This window comes from Pseudomonas sp. SWRI179 (assembly GCF_014268705.1).
Classification (GTDB): domain Bacteria; phylum Pseudomonadota; class Gammaproteobacteria; order Pseudomonadales; family Pseudomonadaceae; genus Aquipseudomonas; species Aquipseudomonas zanjanensis.
The window spans coordinates 18334-34515 of the sequence record NZ_JABWRA010000029.1; the positions used below are offsets into that span (position 1 = coordinate 18334).

Annotated in this window: 14 protein-coding genes; 13 read left to right on the forward strand and 1 reads right to left on the reverse strand. The window is 62.9% G+C overall.

The features are described from left to right. Positions 1–20 precede the first annotated feature (20 nt). From HU767_RS17210 to HU767_RS17265, 12 genes are all read left to right on the forward strand, one after another. Positions 21–1043 (forward strand): polysaccharide biosynthesis/export family protein, encoded by a 1023-nt coding sequence (locus tag HU767_RS17210; RefSeq protein WP_186708624.1) that lies wholly within the window; start codon positions 21–23, stop codon positions 1041–1043. 15 nt (positions 1044–1058) lie between these two features. Further along, positions 1059–2651, forward strand: coding sequence for a Wzz/FepE/Etk N-terminal domain-containing protein (locus HU767_RS17215; protein ID WP_186708622.1), 1593 nt, complete (start codon positions 1059–1061; stop codon positions 2649–2651). Beyond that, positions 2648–3751 carry a glycosyltransferase family 4 protein gene (locus HU767_RS17220; protein WP_186708620.1) on the forward strand — a complete coding sequence of 368 codons (1104 nt, stop codon included), beginning with the start codon at positions 2648–2650 and terminating at the stop codon, positions 3749–3751. The genes HU767_RS17215 and HU767_RS17220 overlap by 4 nt, the downstream gene beginning before the upstream one ends. After that, a complete protein-coding gene (locus tag HU767_RS17225; RefSeq protein WP_186730069.1) occupies positions 3748–5118 on the forward strand; it encodes an O-antigen ligase family protein in 1371 nt (456 codons plus the stop codon). Before HU767_RS17220 ends, HU767_RS17225 begins: the two co-directional genes overlap by 4 nt. Then, positions 5115–6074 carry a glycosyltransferase gene (locus HU767_RS17230; protein ID WP_186730070.1) on the forward strand — a complete coding sequence of 320 codons (960 nt, stop codon included), beginning with the start codon at positions 5115–5117 and terminating at the stop codon, positions 6072–6074. The genes HU767_RS17225 and HU767_RS17230 overlap by 4 nt, the downstream gene beginning before the upstream one ends. Further along, on the forward strand, positions 6067–7203 hold the full coding sequence (locus tag HU767_RS17235) for a glycosyltransferase (protein ID WP_186730071.1): 1137 nt from the start codon (positions 6067–6069) through the stop codon (positions 7201–7203). Before HU767_RS17230 ends, HU767_RS17235 begins: the two co-directional genes overlap by 8 nt. 12 nt (positions 7204–7215) lie before the next feature. Continuing rightward, positions 7216–8220 carry a polysaccharide deacetylase family protein gene (locus HU767_RS17240; RefSeq protein WP_186708612.1) on the forward strand — a complete coding sequence of 335 codons (1005 nt, stop codon included), beginning with the start codon at positions 7216–7218 and terminating at the stop codon, positions 8218–8220. Next, positions 8217–9521: an oligosaccharide flippase family protein gene (locus tag HU767_RS17245; protein WP_186708605.1), complete on the forward strand. Its 1305-nt coding sequence runs from the start codon at positions 8217–8219 to the stop codon at positions 9519–9521. The genes HU767_RS17240 and HU767_RS17245 overlap by 4 nt, the downstream gene beginning before the upstream one ends. Positions 9522–9784: 263 nt before the next feature. Beyond that, positions 9785–11734, forward strand: a complete 1950-nt coding sequence (locus HU767_RS17250; protein WP_186730096.1) for a hypothetical protein — start codon at positions 9785–9787, stop codon at positions 11732–11734. After that, positions 11731–12420: an N-acetyltransferase gene (locus HU767_RS17255; RefSeq protein ID WP_186708603.1), complete on the forward strand. Its 690-nt coding sequence runs from the start codon at positions 11731–11733 to the stop codon at positions 12418–12420. Before HU767_RS17250 ends, HU767_RS17255 begins: the two co-directional genes overlap by 4 nt. Positions 12421–12425: 5 nt before the next feature. After that, complete coding sequence (locus HU767_RS17260) at positions 12426–13601, forward strand: GNAT family N-acetyltransferase (RefSeq protein WP_186730072.1); 1176 nt, start codon at positions 12426–12428, stop codon at positions 13599–13601. Then, entirely contained in the window at positions 13573–14367 is a 795-nt protein-coding gene (locus tag HU767_RS17265) for a ChbG/HpnK family deacetylase (RefSeq protein WP_186730073.1), read from the forward strand. Before HU767_RS17260 ends, HU767_RS17265 begins: the two co-directional genes overlap by 29 nt. Positions 14368–14506: 139 nt before the next feature. On the opposite strand, the gene HU767_RS17270 is transcribed toward HU767_RS17265, so the two are convergent. After that, positions 14507–15049, reverse strand: coding sequence for a hypothetical protein (locus HU767_RS17270; RefSeq protein ID WP_186730074.1), 543 nt, complete (start codon positions 15047–15049; stop codon positions 14507–14509). Positions 15050–15210: 161 nt separating this feature from the next. Here HU767_RS17270 and HU767_RS17275 point away from each other — a divergent pair, with 161 nt between their 5' ends. Then, entirely contained in the window at positions 15211–16149 is a 939-nt protein-coding gene (locus HU767_RS17275; protein WP_186730075.1) for an alpha/beta hydrolase, read from the forward strand. Positions 16150–16182 lie beyond the last annotated feature (33 nt).

Genomic DNA, 16182 nt, shown 5'->3' on the forward strand with positions numbered 1-16182 from the left:
GCCTGCAAAAGGATGACGAGATGAACGCCAAGATGCTTGTCCTGCTGTTGCTGCCGCTTGCCGGTTGCTCCAGCACCACCGATACCCGCTCGATGCCGGTGCAGATCCTCACGGCCGCGCCGGCCAACGCCCAGGCCACCGACATGCCCAGGGTCGAACAAACCCTGAGGCCCCAGGATGTGCTGGATGTGATTTTTCACATCGACACCACCTCGTCCCAGGCTTATCGAGTACAACCTGGCGATCAGGTTGCCTTGAACTTCACCGCCGCCAGCCAGCTCAACGGCACGCAACAGGTGATGCCCGACGGCAGCATCGAACTGCCGGGCGCCAACACCTCGGTGAAAGTCGCCGGCCTGACCACCGACGAAGCCCGTCTGGCGGTGCAGCGTGCCTACAACCAGAAGATGCTGTTCCAACCCAACCGCAACCAATTGACCGTTTTGGTGACGAGCCCGCTGTCCGGCGAGACGAACTTGCGCAACACCCTGACCCACCCGGCCACGGGCATGAGCCGGGAAATCATCGTGGGCCGGGATGGCTACGCCAGCTTCCCGGAAATCGGCTCGGTGCCGTTGCAAGGCATGACCGTCACCCAACTGGAAACCTTCCTCAACGAGCGCTACGCGCAGCTGCCCGGCCACATGACGGTGGATGTGCTGCTCAAGTCCACCGCCGGCAACGAGATCTATGTCCTCGGCGAAGTGGCGCAGCCGGGTTCCTACCCAATCCGCCGGCCGATCTCGGTCCTCGAGGCCCTGACCCTGGCTCGTGGCACCAACGTCAAGGCAAGGCTCGACTCGGTGGTGATCATGCGTCGCAACGGCAATCAGGTTGAAGCCCGCCACTACGACGTGGAGAAGGCCCTGAGCGGTGACGCCTCGCAGATCGCCTACCTGCAACCGGAAGACATGCTGTATGTGCCCAAGACCGGCTTGGCCAAAGCCGGTGAAATGGCCAGGCAACTGGCCGACGTGGTGCTGTTCCAGGGCGTTGGCGTCAGCTTCGGCTACGACCTCGACAACGACAGCAGCGGCAACTGACCCAGGTGAATGATCATGAACCCCAAGGAAAACTATCTGCACGAGTTCTTCAGGATCTTCTTTGCCAACAAGCAGTGGGTGAAGCGCGTCTTCCTGATTTTCGCCATGATCGCCCTGGTGCTGCCGTTGATGCTCAAGCAGAGCTTCGACATCACCGCCCAGGTGATCGTCCAGTCGAAAAAGCTCTCCCAGGGCGACGCCACCACGTCGCTGAACCAGGAAAACGCCACCTTCATCCCGCCGTCCCTGGCGGACATGGAAACCGAGAGCAACATCCTGCGCTCGCCGGCGCTGATCCGGCAGACCATCAGTGTCCTGCGCGAACAGGGTGAATACACCCCAAGCCCCGGCATTCTCAACAAATGGGTGAGTGAACCGCTCAAGCGCTACATCACCCAGCCCCTGCGCGAGTACGTCGTCAATCCGCTGCGCGATGGCCTGGGGCTTGAGGTCGATCCGGTGCGCGACACCGTGCTCGATACCCTGACCGACGAGGCCATCGAGAACCTGAAGATCGAGACCCTGCCCGGCTCCAACGTCATCTCCATCGTCTACAGCTTCGGCGATCCGGCCCAAGGCACCCGGTTCGTGGCGCAACTGCTGCAGAACTACCTCAGCAACCGCCAGGACCTGCAGTCGATCGAACTGCCGCAGACCTTCTACGAGCAGAAGAAAGCCCAATACCAGACGCGCCTTGACGGCTTGGAAGGCAACCGCCTGACGCTGCTTGAAGGCGTCGGCTCTTCCGATCCCAAGGAAGAAATCACGTTCCGCTTGAATGCGATCAACACCGAGGAACAGGCCTTGAACCTGTACCAGGATCGCTTGCTGCAAAGCCAACGCTGGCTCGATTACCTCAAGACCAGCCTGGCGGCGGCGAACAGCTCGCGGTTCAACGACTACACCTTCCCGTTCACCTTCACCACCACCGTGGACAACATTGCCTTCGAAGACCGGGAAATCCGGCAAATGGGCGAGCAATTGACCAGCCAGGTGAGCCGCTACATGAACGACCTGGCGATCTTCCAACCCAGCAGCGAACCGATGCTGCTGGCCCGGGAGCAGATCGTGCGCACTCGCCAGCAATTCCTCAAAGTGGTGAACAACCGCATCCAGGAACGCACCACCGACCTGGCGGTGGTCAGCTCGGTGATCAACCAGAAAGTCGAACGCATCGCAGCCTTCAAGGAACGCATCCACCAGTTGCAGGAAACCCAGAGCAAGCTGCGGCAGATGGACACCGAGATCAACGCCCTGCATGCGGCCTTCTCGACGTATGCCCAACGCTTCGCCGAGGCCAGCACCGCGCGTTCGCTGGACAACGACCTGTCCAACGCCCGGGTCCTGAGCCCGCCGTTCGAACCCACCGCCGCGGCCTTTCCCAAGCCGATGCTGATCATTGTCTTCGGCATGTTCAGTGGCCTGCTGCTGGCGATCGCCCTGGTCTACGTGCGTGAGTTCTTCGACCATCGCTTCAAGCACCCAGCGCAAATCAGCCAGCAACTGGATCTGCCGGTCTTGCTGGTGATCAACGAGCAGTCACCCGAGCAGATCAATCCACACCGCAACTGGAGCCTGCCCAGCCTTGTCCATTGGGTGAGAAATTGAACGCGCCGTTCGGCCCGTCCCGCCATGACAGCCCCTTGTCGATCATTCATCTGCTCGACAGCGGCGGCTTCTATGGGGCCGAGCGGATGCTGCTCGATCATTGCCTGGCGACACCCGGCCAACATCAGGTGGTGTTTCTGGCGGCGCCGCCGACCTTGATCACGCGGTTCCGCCAGGCCGGAGTCGATTGCCACCACTGCGCCAGTTGGGCCGAGTTGTTGCAACATTTGCGGCAACGGCGCGCCGAGCGACCACTGATCAATACCCACAACTTCAAGGGTCTGTTGTTCGGCTGGTCGGCGGCCACGATGCTGCGCCTGCCGCTGGTGATTACCCAGCACGGCTTCACGCCGCGCAGTCCAAAGCAGCGGTTCTATACGTGGCTGAGCCTGCAACTGTGCCGTACCGCGCCGGTCAAGCGTGTGGTTTGCGTGGCCGAAAGCATCGCGGCGCTGCACCGCCAGGCCAGCGTGCGGGCGGAAAAACTCGATGTGATCCCCAACGGCCTGCCCGCCGTCACGACGCCGCTGCCCCACCACGCCGACAGGCAGCGCTGGCGGGTCGGCTACGTCGGTCGGTTGAGCAGCGAGAAGGGCCCGGACCTGTTCCTCGACGCGATGATCCCGCTGTGCCAGCGCCATGCGTCGCTGCACGCGGTGATGCTTGGCGACGGCCCGGAACGCCAGTCCTTGCTCAAACGCATCACCGATGCCGGGCTGCCCACGCGCATCGAACTGCCTGGTTATCAGACAGACATGAACGGCTGGTGGAGCCGCCTCGATGCGCTGGTGATCAGTTCACGCACCGAAGGCACGCCGATGATCCTGCTCGAAGCCATGCAGGCCGGCGTGCCGGTGGTGGCGTTCGGCGTCGGCGGCATTCCCGATATCCTGCAAGACCGCCACAACGGCCTGCTCGCTACACCGGCCGACAGCGAGGCGCTGGCCAGCCAGATCGAAACGCTGTTCAGCGAACCGCCCCTGGCGCAGATCCTCGCCGACAACGCGCGGTGCACCCAACGCGACCGCTACGACCTGCGCACGCTGGCCGAACGCTGGTCACAACTCTATATCCGCACGGCACGGGAGGCTCGGCCATGATCGTCCCGCTCTCGATCGTCAGTCTGCTGGGGCTGGTCTGCCTGGCATTGTTGGCCAGTCCTTATCCGTTCCTGGCACCGGGCGCAGTGTTCGGCCTGGTGGGCGTCGCCATGCTGTACCGCAAGCCCAGCTGGGGTTTGCTAGGCATTGCCGCGCTGCTGCCGTTCGAAGGCCTGTTCAAGGACAACGCGTTTTCCGGCAGCAAATTCCTCGGCGTGGCGCTGATCCTGATCCTGATGCTGCAGTTGGCCTTGCACCAGATCCCTGGGACGCGCTTGCGCAGCAATATCTGGAAGCCGTTACTCGGCTTCATGGCGTTGTATGGCCTGAGCCTGTTGATCTCGGAAAACATCGGCGTGTCCCTGACGCATCTGCGAGAACTCGCCGTCGGGCTGATTCTGTTTGTGATCGCGCTGCTGATCGGCCGCGAGCTGAACCTGGATATGTTCGCCCGGCTGATGACGGTGAGCGTCGCCACGGCCTGCGTGCTCGCGATGTTTTCAGCCCGGTACCAGGATCAGGGCCGCGCCTCGGGTTTGCTGGAAGACCCGAACGCCTTTGCCCTGTTGATTGCCTTTACCGTACCGCTGGCATTGCTGCTGACCCTACGCAGCCAGAACCTGTTGCACCGGTTGTTCTGGGGTGGCGCTTTCATCCTGTTGTTGGGCGGGATGACGAAGACAGAATCGCGTTCAGGGCTGGTTGTGCTGTTGCTCAGTCTGATGATCGGCTTGTATCACTATCGGGCGCAGCTACCTCGCATACGTCCTCGGCACCTGGGGTTCGCGATGCTCGGCCTGGCACTCATGGTTCCGGTGACAGTCGCCGTGATGCCGGCTGGCTACGTGGCGCGCATCCAGTCGTTGAGCATCCTCAGTTCCGGCACCAATGCCCACAAGGACGGTTCCTTGGGTCGTCGCGCCTCCTACATTGTGGTGGGCAGCCAGATGATCCGAGAGAACCCGATTCTCGGTTCCGGCCCCGGGACGTTTCCGCAGCACTACGCCCCCACCGGCTACGCGAAAGCATTCTCGGCCAATCGCAAAATGGGCGATCTGTACCGCCAGGCCCATAACACCTACCTGGAAATCTTCAGCGAAATCGGCGTACCAGGCGGCTTGATGTTTGTCGCTACGATTGGGCTGGGCCTCTATAACCTGATGCGCGCGCGCCAACTCTGGCTCCAGCGTAGGGACTGGGCCCAGGCGGACCTGCTGACGCACTTGGGCATGAGTTTCCTGTCGCTGGCGTTGTTCCTGATGTTCCTCAGCGCGCCGAACCACAAGTTGCTGTGGATCATGCTCGCCTTGACCAGCATTTTGCGCTACGACGCCGAACAGGCCGAGCCGCGGGAGGCCCGTTCATGAGCCGCGTAAGCATCATTATCCCGATGTACAACGAGGCCCGGCACATCGGCCGCACACTGCTGGCGGCGCAGGAAGCGGCTCGCCAGGCGCGGCAGGATTGCGAGTTGATCGTGGTGGACAACGGCTCCGACGACCATGGCCCGCGCATCGCCAACGAGCTGGGCGCGCGGGTGTTGATCGTACCTGGCGTGCACATCGGTGCCCTGCGCAACCGTGGCGCGGCGGTCGCCAGTGGGGAATGGCTGGCGTTCATCGACGCCGACATGGAAATGCCGGCCGACTGGCTCAAGTCACTGCTCGAAATGGAAGGCCGCCAGGGCGATGTGCTGGGGCTTGACCTGGACACGCCCGGCCAAGCGCCGTGGTTCGCACAGGCTTGGCAGCGCCGCAGTCAGCGTCCGGGCTCCCGCCCCTTGCATCGCGTCCAATGGTTACCCAGCGCCAATCTGTTGATGCGTCGCGCCTGGTTCGAACGGGTCGACGGTTTCGACGAGACCCTGCGCACGGGTGAAGACAAGGATTTCTCCCTGCGCCTGCGCCAGGCCGGTGCGCAGTTGTTGCTGGTCAACGAAAGCGTGGCCCTGCACTGGGGCTATGAAGGCAGCTGGCGCGAATGGATGAGCAAGGAGCTGTGGCGCCAGGGCAGTCACTGGCAGTTGTTGCGCAGCCACGGGCCGAGCCTGCGCCTGCTGCGCTTCCCCGCGCTGTCCATTGGCACCTGGGGCATGGATTTGCTGGCACTGATCGCCCTGCTTCAGGGCCAGGCGCGCCTGGGGCTGATGCTGTTGTTCATCAGCACATTGCCGGCCTTGGTGCTGAGCCTGCGCCAGAGCCAACGCGACCCGCGCCTGGCCTTGCAACTGTGGACCTTGCACGGGGTGCGCCTGCACCTGACCGGTGCCGCGCTGCTGCTCAATCTTTTCCAACGGAACGTCAGGAGACCTGCCCGTGGCTGAATATCTGTATTGGTCTTGCCTGTTGCTACCGGTGTACGCCTACCTCGGCTACCCCGTGCTGTTGACCTTGCTCACTCCGCTGTTTCCGGTACGCCGCTACATCACGGCAGTGCCCATGGACGTCAGCATCATCATTGCTGCCCATAACGAGGCGCGGCACATCGAGGCGAAATTGCGCACGCTGCTGGCCCAGGATTACCCGGCGCGCTCGCTGCAAATCATCCTTGCCAGTGACGGTTCCACGGACGACACGGTGGCCTGCGCGCGCAACGTCATCGACCCGCGAATTACCGTGCTCGACCTGCCACGCCAGGGCAAGGCGGCCGCCCTCAATACCGGCGTGGCCCACAGCAGCGGCGAGATCCTGGTGTTCACCGATGCCGACAATCAATGGTTTCCCGACACCCTCGGCCATCTGCTGGCACCGCTAGGGGATCCTGAGGTTGGCGCCTGTGCCGGCCATATGGAGATTCCCGTGCCGGGCAAGGGCCTGAGCCTGGGCGATAGCCTGTATCGGCACTACGAAGGCTGGTTGCGGCGGGTGGAGAGCCGCACCGATTGCATGGTTTCGGCCGACGGTGCCCTGTTGGCGCTGCGCCGGGTTTTGTTCCAACCGATACCGGCGCAAGTCAACGATGATTTTTTCCTCAGCACCTGCGCGCCGGCCGCCGGCAAATCCATCGTCTATGTGCCCCGGGCCCGGGTGACCGACCAGGGCGTGGACGAAGCCGACAAGCAGTTTCGCCGGCGCCAGCGGGTCACCGTGGGCGGGTTGCAGAGCCTGGCCCAGCGCCGGGAGCTACTTAACCCGCTGCGTCACGGTCTCTACGCCATCGGGTTGATCAGCCACAAATTGATCCGCCGCCTCGCGCCAGTGTTGCTCTTGCCGCTGTTGCTGAGCAACGCCTGGCTGTGGGACGACCATCCGTTCTATCGCCTGAGCCTGGTGGCGCAGTTGCTCGGCTACGCCATGGCACTGATCGGCTTGATGGACGCCGGCCACCGGTTGCCCCGGCCCTTTCGCCTGGCGGCGTTCGTGCTGGTGACGCTGGCGGGCATGAGCATCGGGCTCTGGCAGTTCCTGCGGGGCCAGCGCTACAGCCAATGGAACCCCGAGCAGAATCGCTAAGGAGAAGGGCCGATGTCGATCAAACACGTCTTCAAGCGCACCGGCGGCTGGCTGTACCTGAACACGTCCCTGGGCCGCCACCCACTGCGTGGCGCCGGCGTGATCCTGATGCTGCATCGCGTGTTGAACAACGACCGCGCCGCCGAATTGCCCCATCGCAACGAGTTGTGCGTGGGGCCCGATGCGTTTGAACATTTGCTGATCTGGCTGCAACGGCATTTCGAATGTGTGCCGCTGATGAGCTTGCTGCTGGCCGACCCTGAGAGTGTCCCGAATCGCCCACGGGTGGCCCTGACCTTCGACGACGGCTGGCGCGACAACGCCATGAATGCCTTTCCGTTGCTGCGCCAATACCAGGTGCCGGCGAGTATTTTCCTGTCCACCGACTTCGTCGGCAGTCGCCAGCACTTCTGGTGGGAAAGCATCGGCGAAACCCTGTGGGGCAGCCACGGACAGGTGGCACGGCAGTCGCTGATCGAGCAGTTGCATCACGTCGGGCGGCCGTTGCCGGTGCTGCTCGACGATATCGACGATGAGCGCCGCAGCCTGGCGCTGCTGCATTATCTGCAAAGCCTCAAGACCCTCGATCCACGCACCTTGAGCGACCTCACGCAGGCCTGCCCGCACGGCTCGCAACCCCAGGCCCTGGACTGGCCCCAGGTGCGCCTGCTCGAAGATTCCGGCCTGGTCCGCTTCGGCCCCCATGGCGCCAGCCACGCGATCCTGACCGGGCTGGACGACCAGCGCCTGCATGAAGAACTGACCCGCAGCTGGACAGCCCTGGAAAACGGCTGCGCCCAACCCTTGCCGGTGTATTGCTATCCCAATGGGGATAACGATACCCGCGTGCGCCAACAGGTGGCGGCCCACGGTTTTGCCTTCGCCCTGGGCACCGAGGCCGGGCTGTATCGCAACGATGGCGACCCTTTGAACCTGCCGCGTTTCGGCGTCAGCCAGCGCAACGCCTGCCACCCTGAATTGTTGGCCTGGCGCATTCGCCAAGGAGCCCGTTCATGAATCGCGCACATTACATCAGGCTTTTGGTGTTGAGCATGGGCACAAGCCTGGCGATGATCGGCCTGCGCCTGCTGCGCAACGTGTTGCTGGCACGGATCCTGGGGCCCAGTGAACGCGGGCTGTTGGCGCTACTGAGCACCCTGCCGGACCTGATCAGCGCCACCACCAGCGGGGGCCTGAATTCCGCCGTGGGGTATCAGGCGGCGCAGCATCGCTCGATGAGCCTGTTGCTCAGCCATGTGCTGGTCTTCGGCTGCCTGCTGGCGGGGTTGCTGACGCTGCTGGTGGTGGCGCTGGTGCGCGGGTTCGGCGCCGAACTGGACATCACCCTGCAGCTGGGACTGCTGGCCTGGCTGCTGTTGCTGGCCGTGCCGCTGGCGGTACTCAAGAGCGGCCTGCTGACGCTGCACAACGCCTCCGGCGGCGTCGGTGTGTTCAATGCCTTGCGGCTGATGGAATCCCTGGTCCCGCTGTTGCTGTTCGTGGCGCTGTTCTGGATGTGGAAAGACACGGCGCTGGAAGCGGCGCTGATCAGCTGGCTGGCGGGCCTGAGCCTGGTCGTACTGGCGGGCTGGATGTGGTTGCGCCGAGATCATGCGTTCACGCTGCGCTGGGATCGCACCGGCCAGAACGAACTGCTGCGTTACGGTGTCCGCAGTCATCCGGACCTGTTGTTCCAGCAACTGATGATGCGCTCGGATTACCTGTTCATCGGTGCACTGCTGGGCAGCACGGCGCTGGGGCACTACGCCATGGCCAGCGCCGCGGCTGAACTGCTGCATATCGTGCCGGAAGCGGTCACCACGCCACTGATGAAACGCCTGCTGCAGCAAGACACAGACATGAAGCGCCTGACCCCGCTGGCCTTGCGCCTGACCGCCACGGCCATGCTCGCCGCCTGCCTGGGCATGGTACTGGTCGGCGAATGGCTGATCGTCACCATGTTCGGCATCGCCTATCAACCGGCGTACCCGGCCCTGCTGGCGCTGCTGCCTGGGGTGTTCGGGTTGTGCTACGCGAGCATCCTGCGCCTGGACCTGCTGGGCAAGGGCCGCCCCGGTAGCGTTTCGTTATTGATGGGCGTGGGGGCGCTATTGAACCTGGCGCTGAACCTGATCCTGATTCCGAGCTACGGCATCGTCGGCGCCGCCGCCGCTTCGTCCATCGCCTACTTGGGTGTGACCGTTGCCATGCTGGTGATGTATTGCCGCCTGAGCGGCGTGGCGCCGTGGCAGACGCTGATTATCCTGCCCAGTGATTTGTTGCCGATGCGTCAGATGCTGCTGGGGAAATCCGCGTGAGCACCGTGGCCAGCAAAACCGCCATCGCGAGCAAGCTCGCTCCCACAGGGTCCGGTATGTGCAAGCACCACAAATCCCTTGTGGGAGCGGGCTTGCTCGCGAAGGCGGTGGGGCAGCTTGCGATGATGTTGAAAGTGACGGCCTCTTCGCGAGCAAGCCCGCTCCCACAAAAACCTGGCGCCGAGCACAATTTTCATGACCACCACAAATCAACTGTGGGAGCGAGCCTGCTCGCGATGAGGCCAGTGCGGCGCATGCTCAAAATGAGCGGTTGCCTGTGTTTCCTGCTTTTGGCCACTTCGGCCCAAGCCGCGTCCATGCAGTGGACCGGTATCCGTGACGGCAGCCTGTACCTGCAAACCGACCGTCCGGATGCTGTCACCGTACGCTGGGTGCCCGCCTGGCAGGCCGATGCCAATGCCGAACACGTGTATCTGCTCGACGGCCACGGGCGGTTGGCGGGCGAACGCCTGGTCAAGGCCGACCAGGTGCGCGGAGAGCAACAATGGCCCTTGCTGCCCGGCGCCGCCAGTTATCGGTTGGAGATTCCCGGCTACAGTTTCCGGCGCTATAGCGTCGAACACGACGCCCGCACCCGTGCCCTGTTTGCTCCGGCCAAGGTGCATTTCAGTGCTGAAGCCCACGATGGCGACGAGCTGTATTTCAAAGTGGCGGCTGGCGAACAGGCGGTGCTGGCGGGCAAGTTCCACGGCGGCGCGCGGGCATTGCAAGCCCGGCGCGTCGCCGATGGCAAACAGCTGCAACTGAACCTCAAGCCGTACCGCGCCTATTGGCAGTTCGACCAAGTGGCCCTGCCGGTGACGGATGTTGAACAAGTCTGGCGCCTGCATGTACAGGGCAATGGCAAGCTGGCGTTCTGGCTGGACGGCACGGCCAACCTGTTCGCCCAAGACCCGGCGCACTTGCAACCGGTGCGCCAGGATCCGGGGCAGACCCACCTGACGCTCCACGACGAGGCGCTCGGCACGACCCCGAAACTGGGCATATACCTGCCCTACGAATTACTGCCGCCCTCCAGCTACGCGATGCTCGATGCGCTCAAACCCCAGGCGGCAAGCCTCTACAGTTTTGTCGATGTCATGGCGGCCAAGGTCAATCATGAAGACGCCTTCCGACGTTTGTATCAGGGCCGCTTCGGCATCAGCCAGGACATCACCCTGCTGGCCGCTACCCAGCGCCGGGCGGATCTGCAGGCCGACCGGACCAGTCTCAGCGGTTTGCAAGCCTGGCTCATGTCGACCCGGGCTTCGGGCGGCAACGGTATCCATTACCTCAGTTTTGCCGATGAGCCAAACCTGAACTACCCAGACTTCGCCAGTTTCCAGCAACTGTTCCAGAGCATGGCGGCCCAGGTCCGCGCCGATCCTGCCAACGCACGCGCCGGTGTCCGCATCGCCATACCCGCCAGTTCCCGGTTCACCAACGGCCCCTTCACCGACAATGCGGCTGACAAGCGCGGGATCGACTGGGCACGGCGCCTGCTCGCGACGTCCGACGACCAGATCGACGCCTTGGCCTGGCACGAATGGATGATCCGCGACCTGCTGGCGACCCGGGTCTACCGCGACAGCGTCCGTCAGGCCGCCAACCTGGTGGGGCTGGACAGCCAGGGCCGGCCCCGCAAGGCGTTGCTGTTGGACCAGACCAACATGTCCAGCGGCTCGAGCCTCAGCCCTTACGACCAGGAAACCCACTACGCCGCCTTGTGGTGGACATCGGTGGCAATCAACGCCTCCGCGGATGGTTGGCTCGACATGCTCAACTGGTTCATGCTCGCCGACGAACCCGAATACCCCAAAGGCATGGTGCGGGTGCTGGACAATCAGCGCTTCGAGCTCAAGCCCGTGGGCCTGGCCCAGCAGTTCATCCAACAGCACTGGCTCGACCAGGTGCTGCGCCTGGACAACGACGCGTTTGAAGTCGACGTACTGGCCATGGCCACCGGAAAACAACGCAATCTGCTGGGCGTGAACAAAAGCACGCGAGCCCATCAGGTCAGCCTCGACGGCACGGCCTGCCCTCAACCTGGCATGACCTTGATGTATTTCGGCCCGGACAACCGCAGCCACAGCGCTGTGCTTGATTGCAAGGCCGGCCAGGTCGGGTTCCTCCTGCCAGGGGAAACCGTGTTCGCCCTCAGTTGGACAGCTCCCCTTCCCCCCAACCCTGCCACCCGTCAGGAGGCACCATGAACGCTCTGCAAACATTGCGAGATCGCATCCAGAAAAAAGGTCTGCGCGCCGTTCTAAAGCAGCTGTGCAGACGCTACGTATTTGCCCACACCCGACTGGTGTGGCTGGAGCATGACATACGGACCCCGCTCCCCCCCCATAACCTCAAGCCCTACCCACCGATGCGCCTGGAGTTCATCACGGTCAGCAATGCCGATGCGTTTGCCCGACACTTCGGCGACCGCGTCGAAACCATGCGCGAATTGGCGGCCGAAGGCTACACCGGCTTGATGTATCTGGATGATCAGGGCGACAGCGTGGGCTTCGCCTGGGCCAGTACACGGGACTATTTCGACCGCCATTTCTACCGCTGCAACTTTCCGATCAAGCCTGGCGAGTACTTTCAGTTCGGTGGCGAGGCGATTCGTCAATACTGGGGTACCAGTATCTCGGCGGACATGCAGTTGGAGGTGTGGAAAGTCATGGCGGACCAGGGTTGCAGCACGATGGTCGATGTCTGCGATCTGCAAAACATCCAGGCGATCAAGATGCACATCCGCATGGGCTTCCAGGAGCGCGGGCAGATCACCCACCTCTACCGTTTGTTCGGTCTTTGGCGATTCCTGCGCAATACGTCTTACGCCGGCACGGCACTGGACGCGTTCCGTAAACCGGCGCAGCCGGCTGCCTCGACGTCGGCGGCCTGATCCCCATGGCGATCCGGTTCCAATGGTGTCGCTCCCTGGGCGCAGCGGATTTTCCTGTATCAGCTTATGAACAGCTGCTGACCCAGGTGGCCGACGCAACACCGTTCAACAGCCTGGCCTGGCTGCAAGCGGCGGAATTCGCCCTGTTGCCCGAGCAGCAGTTGCATGTACTGCTGGGCTGGCAAGACCAGGCCTTGTGCCTTTGCCTGCCTCTGATATCAGGACGTGAACGTATCGGCGGGCTTCGGTTCCGAGTGTTGCATCACTTGGGTTTTCCAATGACCGACCGCATCGCCCTGCTGGCGCGCCTGGACGCCGAAGACATGGGTCAGGCGCTGATGCAGATCCGTCAGCACTTGCCTCACGCGTTGCTGCAATTGAATGAAGTGATCGAGCCGATCGGTGAGCAAAGCGTCCTCAGCGCCTGGATGGCGCTGAGTTCAACCGGAGAACGGCGGCTCAGTTGCCGGGTTCCGGTGCATTTGATCAATGACAGTGACCGTCAAGAGATATCCGGCGATCCACGTTACAAATTGCGCCGGGCGCGCAAGCGGATCGCCGCCTGTGGCGCCGAGATCCGCCGGGTGACACCCGATGCCATCAGCATGGGGCAATTGCTGCGGACCCTCGCCGATGTCGAGGCGGTCAGCTGGAAAGGCGAAGAAGGTGTCGGCATTTTCGCCGACCCCAGGCGCCACCAATGGATGAACCACGCCTTCACCGCCCTCGCCGCCCAAGGCCTGGTGCGGGTGGTGCTGCTGGAGCTGAACGGCGAGTGCATCAGCTATCGCCTCGGCCTGCTGGACCAGGGCCGGCTGTACGATTACAACCTGGCGTTCCTGCCGCAGCATGCCGACCTGGGCAGCGGCCGGGTATTGCTTGAAGAGTGGATCCGCTGGGGGCTGGACGAAAACTGGCGCTGGATCGATGCGTCGCGGGTCAGTCTCAATAACTCCAATCATCAATTGCACGAGCGCATGACCGGCCTGCTGGAACACTGGCGTTGGAGTTTTTATTCCTGGCAGCCTGATGGTTTGCTCCTGGGTTTCGCCTTGCGGCTTTGGAAGAGCCTGAAACCATGGCTTGGCCAGCGCAAGACGAAACTAACCGCGGCGACGTCATCGTCTTCCTTCAAGCCCCAGGAGAACACCCATGCCTCGCCGAGCGATCATCAACGCTGACGACTTCGGGCTCAGCCTCAGCGCAAACGCATTGATCCTGCGGGCCTTCGAGACCGGCGTGATCAGTTCCGCCTCGGCCATGGCCAACATGCCGGGTTTCGAGCAAGCCTGTGAATTGGCCCGGCAACCACTGCTCAACGGCCACGTCGGCCTGCACTTCAATCTCAGCCACGGCCCGTCGCTGGGCCAGGCAATCGCATCGCGCCGGCTTTTTTGCGACGCCAATGGCCAGTTCGACCTGAACCTGTCGCGGTATTGCCTGCGCCTGGGTACGAAGGACCTGGCGGCGGTGGAAGACGAGCTCCACGCGCAATGGCAACATTGTCTGGATCATGGCCTGAGCCCCAGCCACCTCGACTCTCATCAACACGTGCACAATATCTGGCCCATCGGCGAACTGGTGGCCCGCTTCGCCGCCCGGCAAGGCGTGCCCATGCGCCTGGCGCGCAACCTGGGGGTGAACTTGAACCTGCCCAAGCGCATTTTCAAGACCCTGCTCAACTGGCGCTTGCGCAGCCTGTGCGGGGCGACAGCGGATTACGTCTGCACGCCAGCCGACCTGGACCACGCCGCGCCGCCAGAACACGGCTCGCTCGAGGTCATCGTTCATCCGCTGCAATTGGACGGGGATTTTGGCGATGCCAGCCTGATGCCAGGAGACTCGTTGACCCACGTACTGCACAAGCGCCTGGCGGGCGTGCCCAAGGTCGCGCATGACCGGACCACCCAGGTGTTGAAGCTGGTTGAGCGTGGGGACAGGCACTGACAGGGACGCGTATACCTGTGGCGAGGGAGCTTGCTCCCGCTGGGTCGCGTAGCGGCCCCTCAGGCTTCAATGGTGACTTGTCGGGGACTGCTTCGCAGTCCAGCGGGAGCAAGCTCCCTCGCCACAAGTCATCATTGTTTCAACTACCGAAGCTCAGCCGCGCCAGCGAGGCACGCCGGTCGATGGCCTCACGCAACCGGCGCTTCTGCGCCTCCCAGACATTGGCATCCACCCGGGGTGAACGCATCAGCGCCAACATCGCTTCCTTGGCGTTGAGGTATTCGGCCCACGCATCCCGCGCCTTGAGACTGCGCCGCTCTTCCTCGCTCATGTCCATGCGCCGCAGGGCCAGGGCACATTCGTCCTGGATCAACGGGCCGAGGGTCGCCTGGATCTTGTGGGGTGCCTTGAAACACGCCGTACCGGCGACGATCTCCCGCGCCCGGTCCAGGCCCCATTCCAACGCCTGGGCCAGTGGTTCATGCAAGGTGCGGTCGTAGAACTCTTCGACCCAAACAGATCCATTCGGACGATAAACACAGACGAAGACTTGCGTCATGCCCTGCTGATTGATTCTTGCTTGAACCTCGACCTGGGTACCGTCCTCCAGGATCTCTTCGTGGTTGCGCGCCGGCAACCGGCTGTTTACCCAAAGCCAATACTGTGCGCTTCTACGTCGCATCGCGTTGCCCTCCCCCTAAGGAATAGGGAGTAAGACACAGGGTTTGGGGATTTTCCAGCGCCGACAAGCGCGCTTCAGACGAATGACAGCCCGAAATCCCTGCGTCGATTTCGGAGAATCTGCTACAAGGCATCTTCGGTTTCGAGTAGCGAATGGCATCGATGTCTTCACTCTTACTTTCTGGCCTGAAACGCCGCTGGTTGGCCTGGCTGTGCATGAGCGCATTGGTGATCGGCCTGCCGGTGGGCTGCGGGGTGTTGCAGCACAAGGAACGAGAACTGGTCTTTCGCATCGAGCCGGGGACGGCGAGCTGGTTCAGTGGGTTGCCCAGCGGTGTGCAGGAGTTCGACCTCAAGCCCAAAAGCTTCAAGGCCGGGGAAAATATCCACGGCTGGTGGTGGCCGGCCGAACGCAAGAACGCGCCGGCCATTTTGTATTTGCACGGCGTACGCTGGAATTTGACTGGCCAATTGTTTCGTATCCAACAACTGCGGGCGCTGGGCTATTCGGTACTGGCCATCGACTACCGAGGCTTTGGCAAAAGCCATGGGGAGCTGCCGTCGGAGGCCAGCGTCTATGAGGATGCACGCATCGCCTGGGAGCGTCTCGAAGTCTTGCAACCGGACCCAAGCCTGCGGCTGATCTATGGCCATTCCCTGGGAGGCGCCGTCGCGGTGGACCTCGCTGCGCAACTCGGCCAGCAGGTGGCGAAGGATGGCAAAGCCCGGGTCCGGGGCCTGGTCATCGAATCCACCTTTACTTCGCTGGGGGATGTCGCCACCGCGATGGCGAATACGTCCCTGCCGGTGCGTTGGTTGCTGTCGCAGAAGTTCGACTCCATCGACAAGATCGGCGAGATCAACATGCCGCTGCTGATTGTCCATGGCGCCGCCGACCGCTACGTGCCGCCACGGTTCAGCGAACAACTGTTCAACGCTGCCCGGGAACCCAAGCGCCTGCTGCTGGTGCCTGGGGCGACGCATAACAACAGCATGAGCCTGGCGGGCAAAAACTACCGGCAGGCCTTGGATGTACTGATGAAAAGCTCGCCATCGCCTGTGGCCGGAAACACCCCCGCTGCCCCGGCCAAAGCGGGTTGAGCCACTGAATCCCCATGCCTCCTGTGGGAAGCG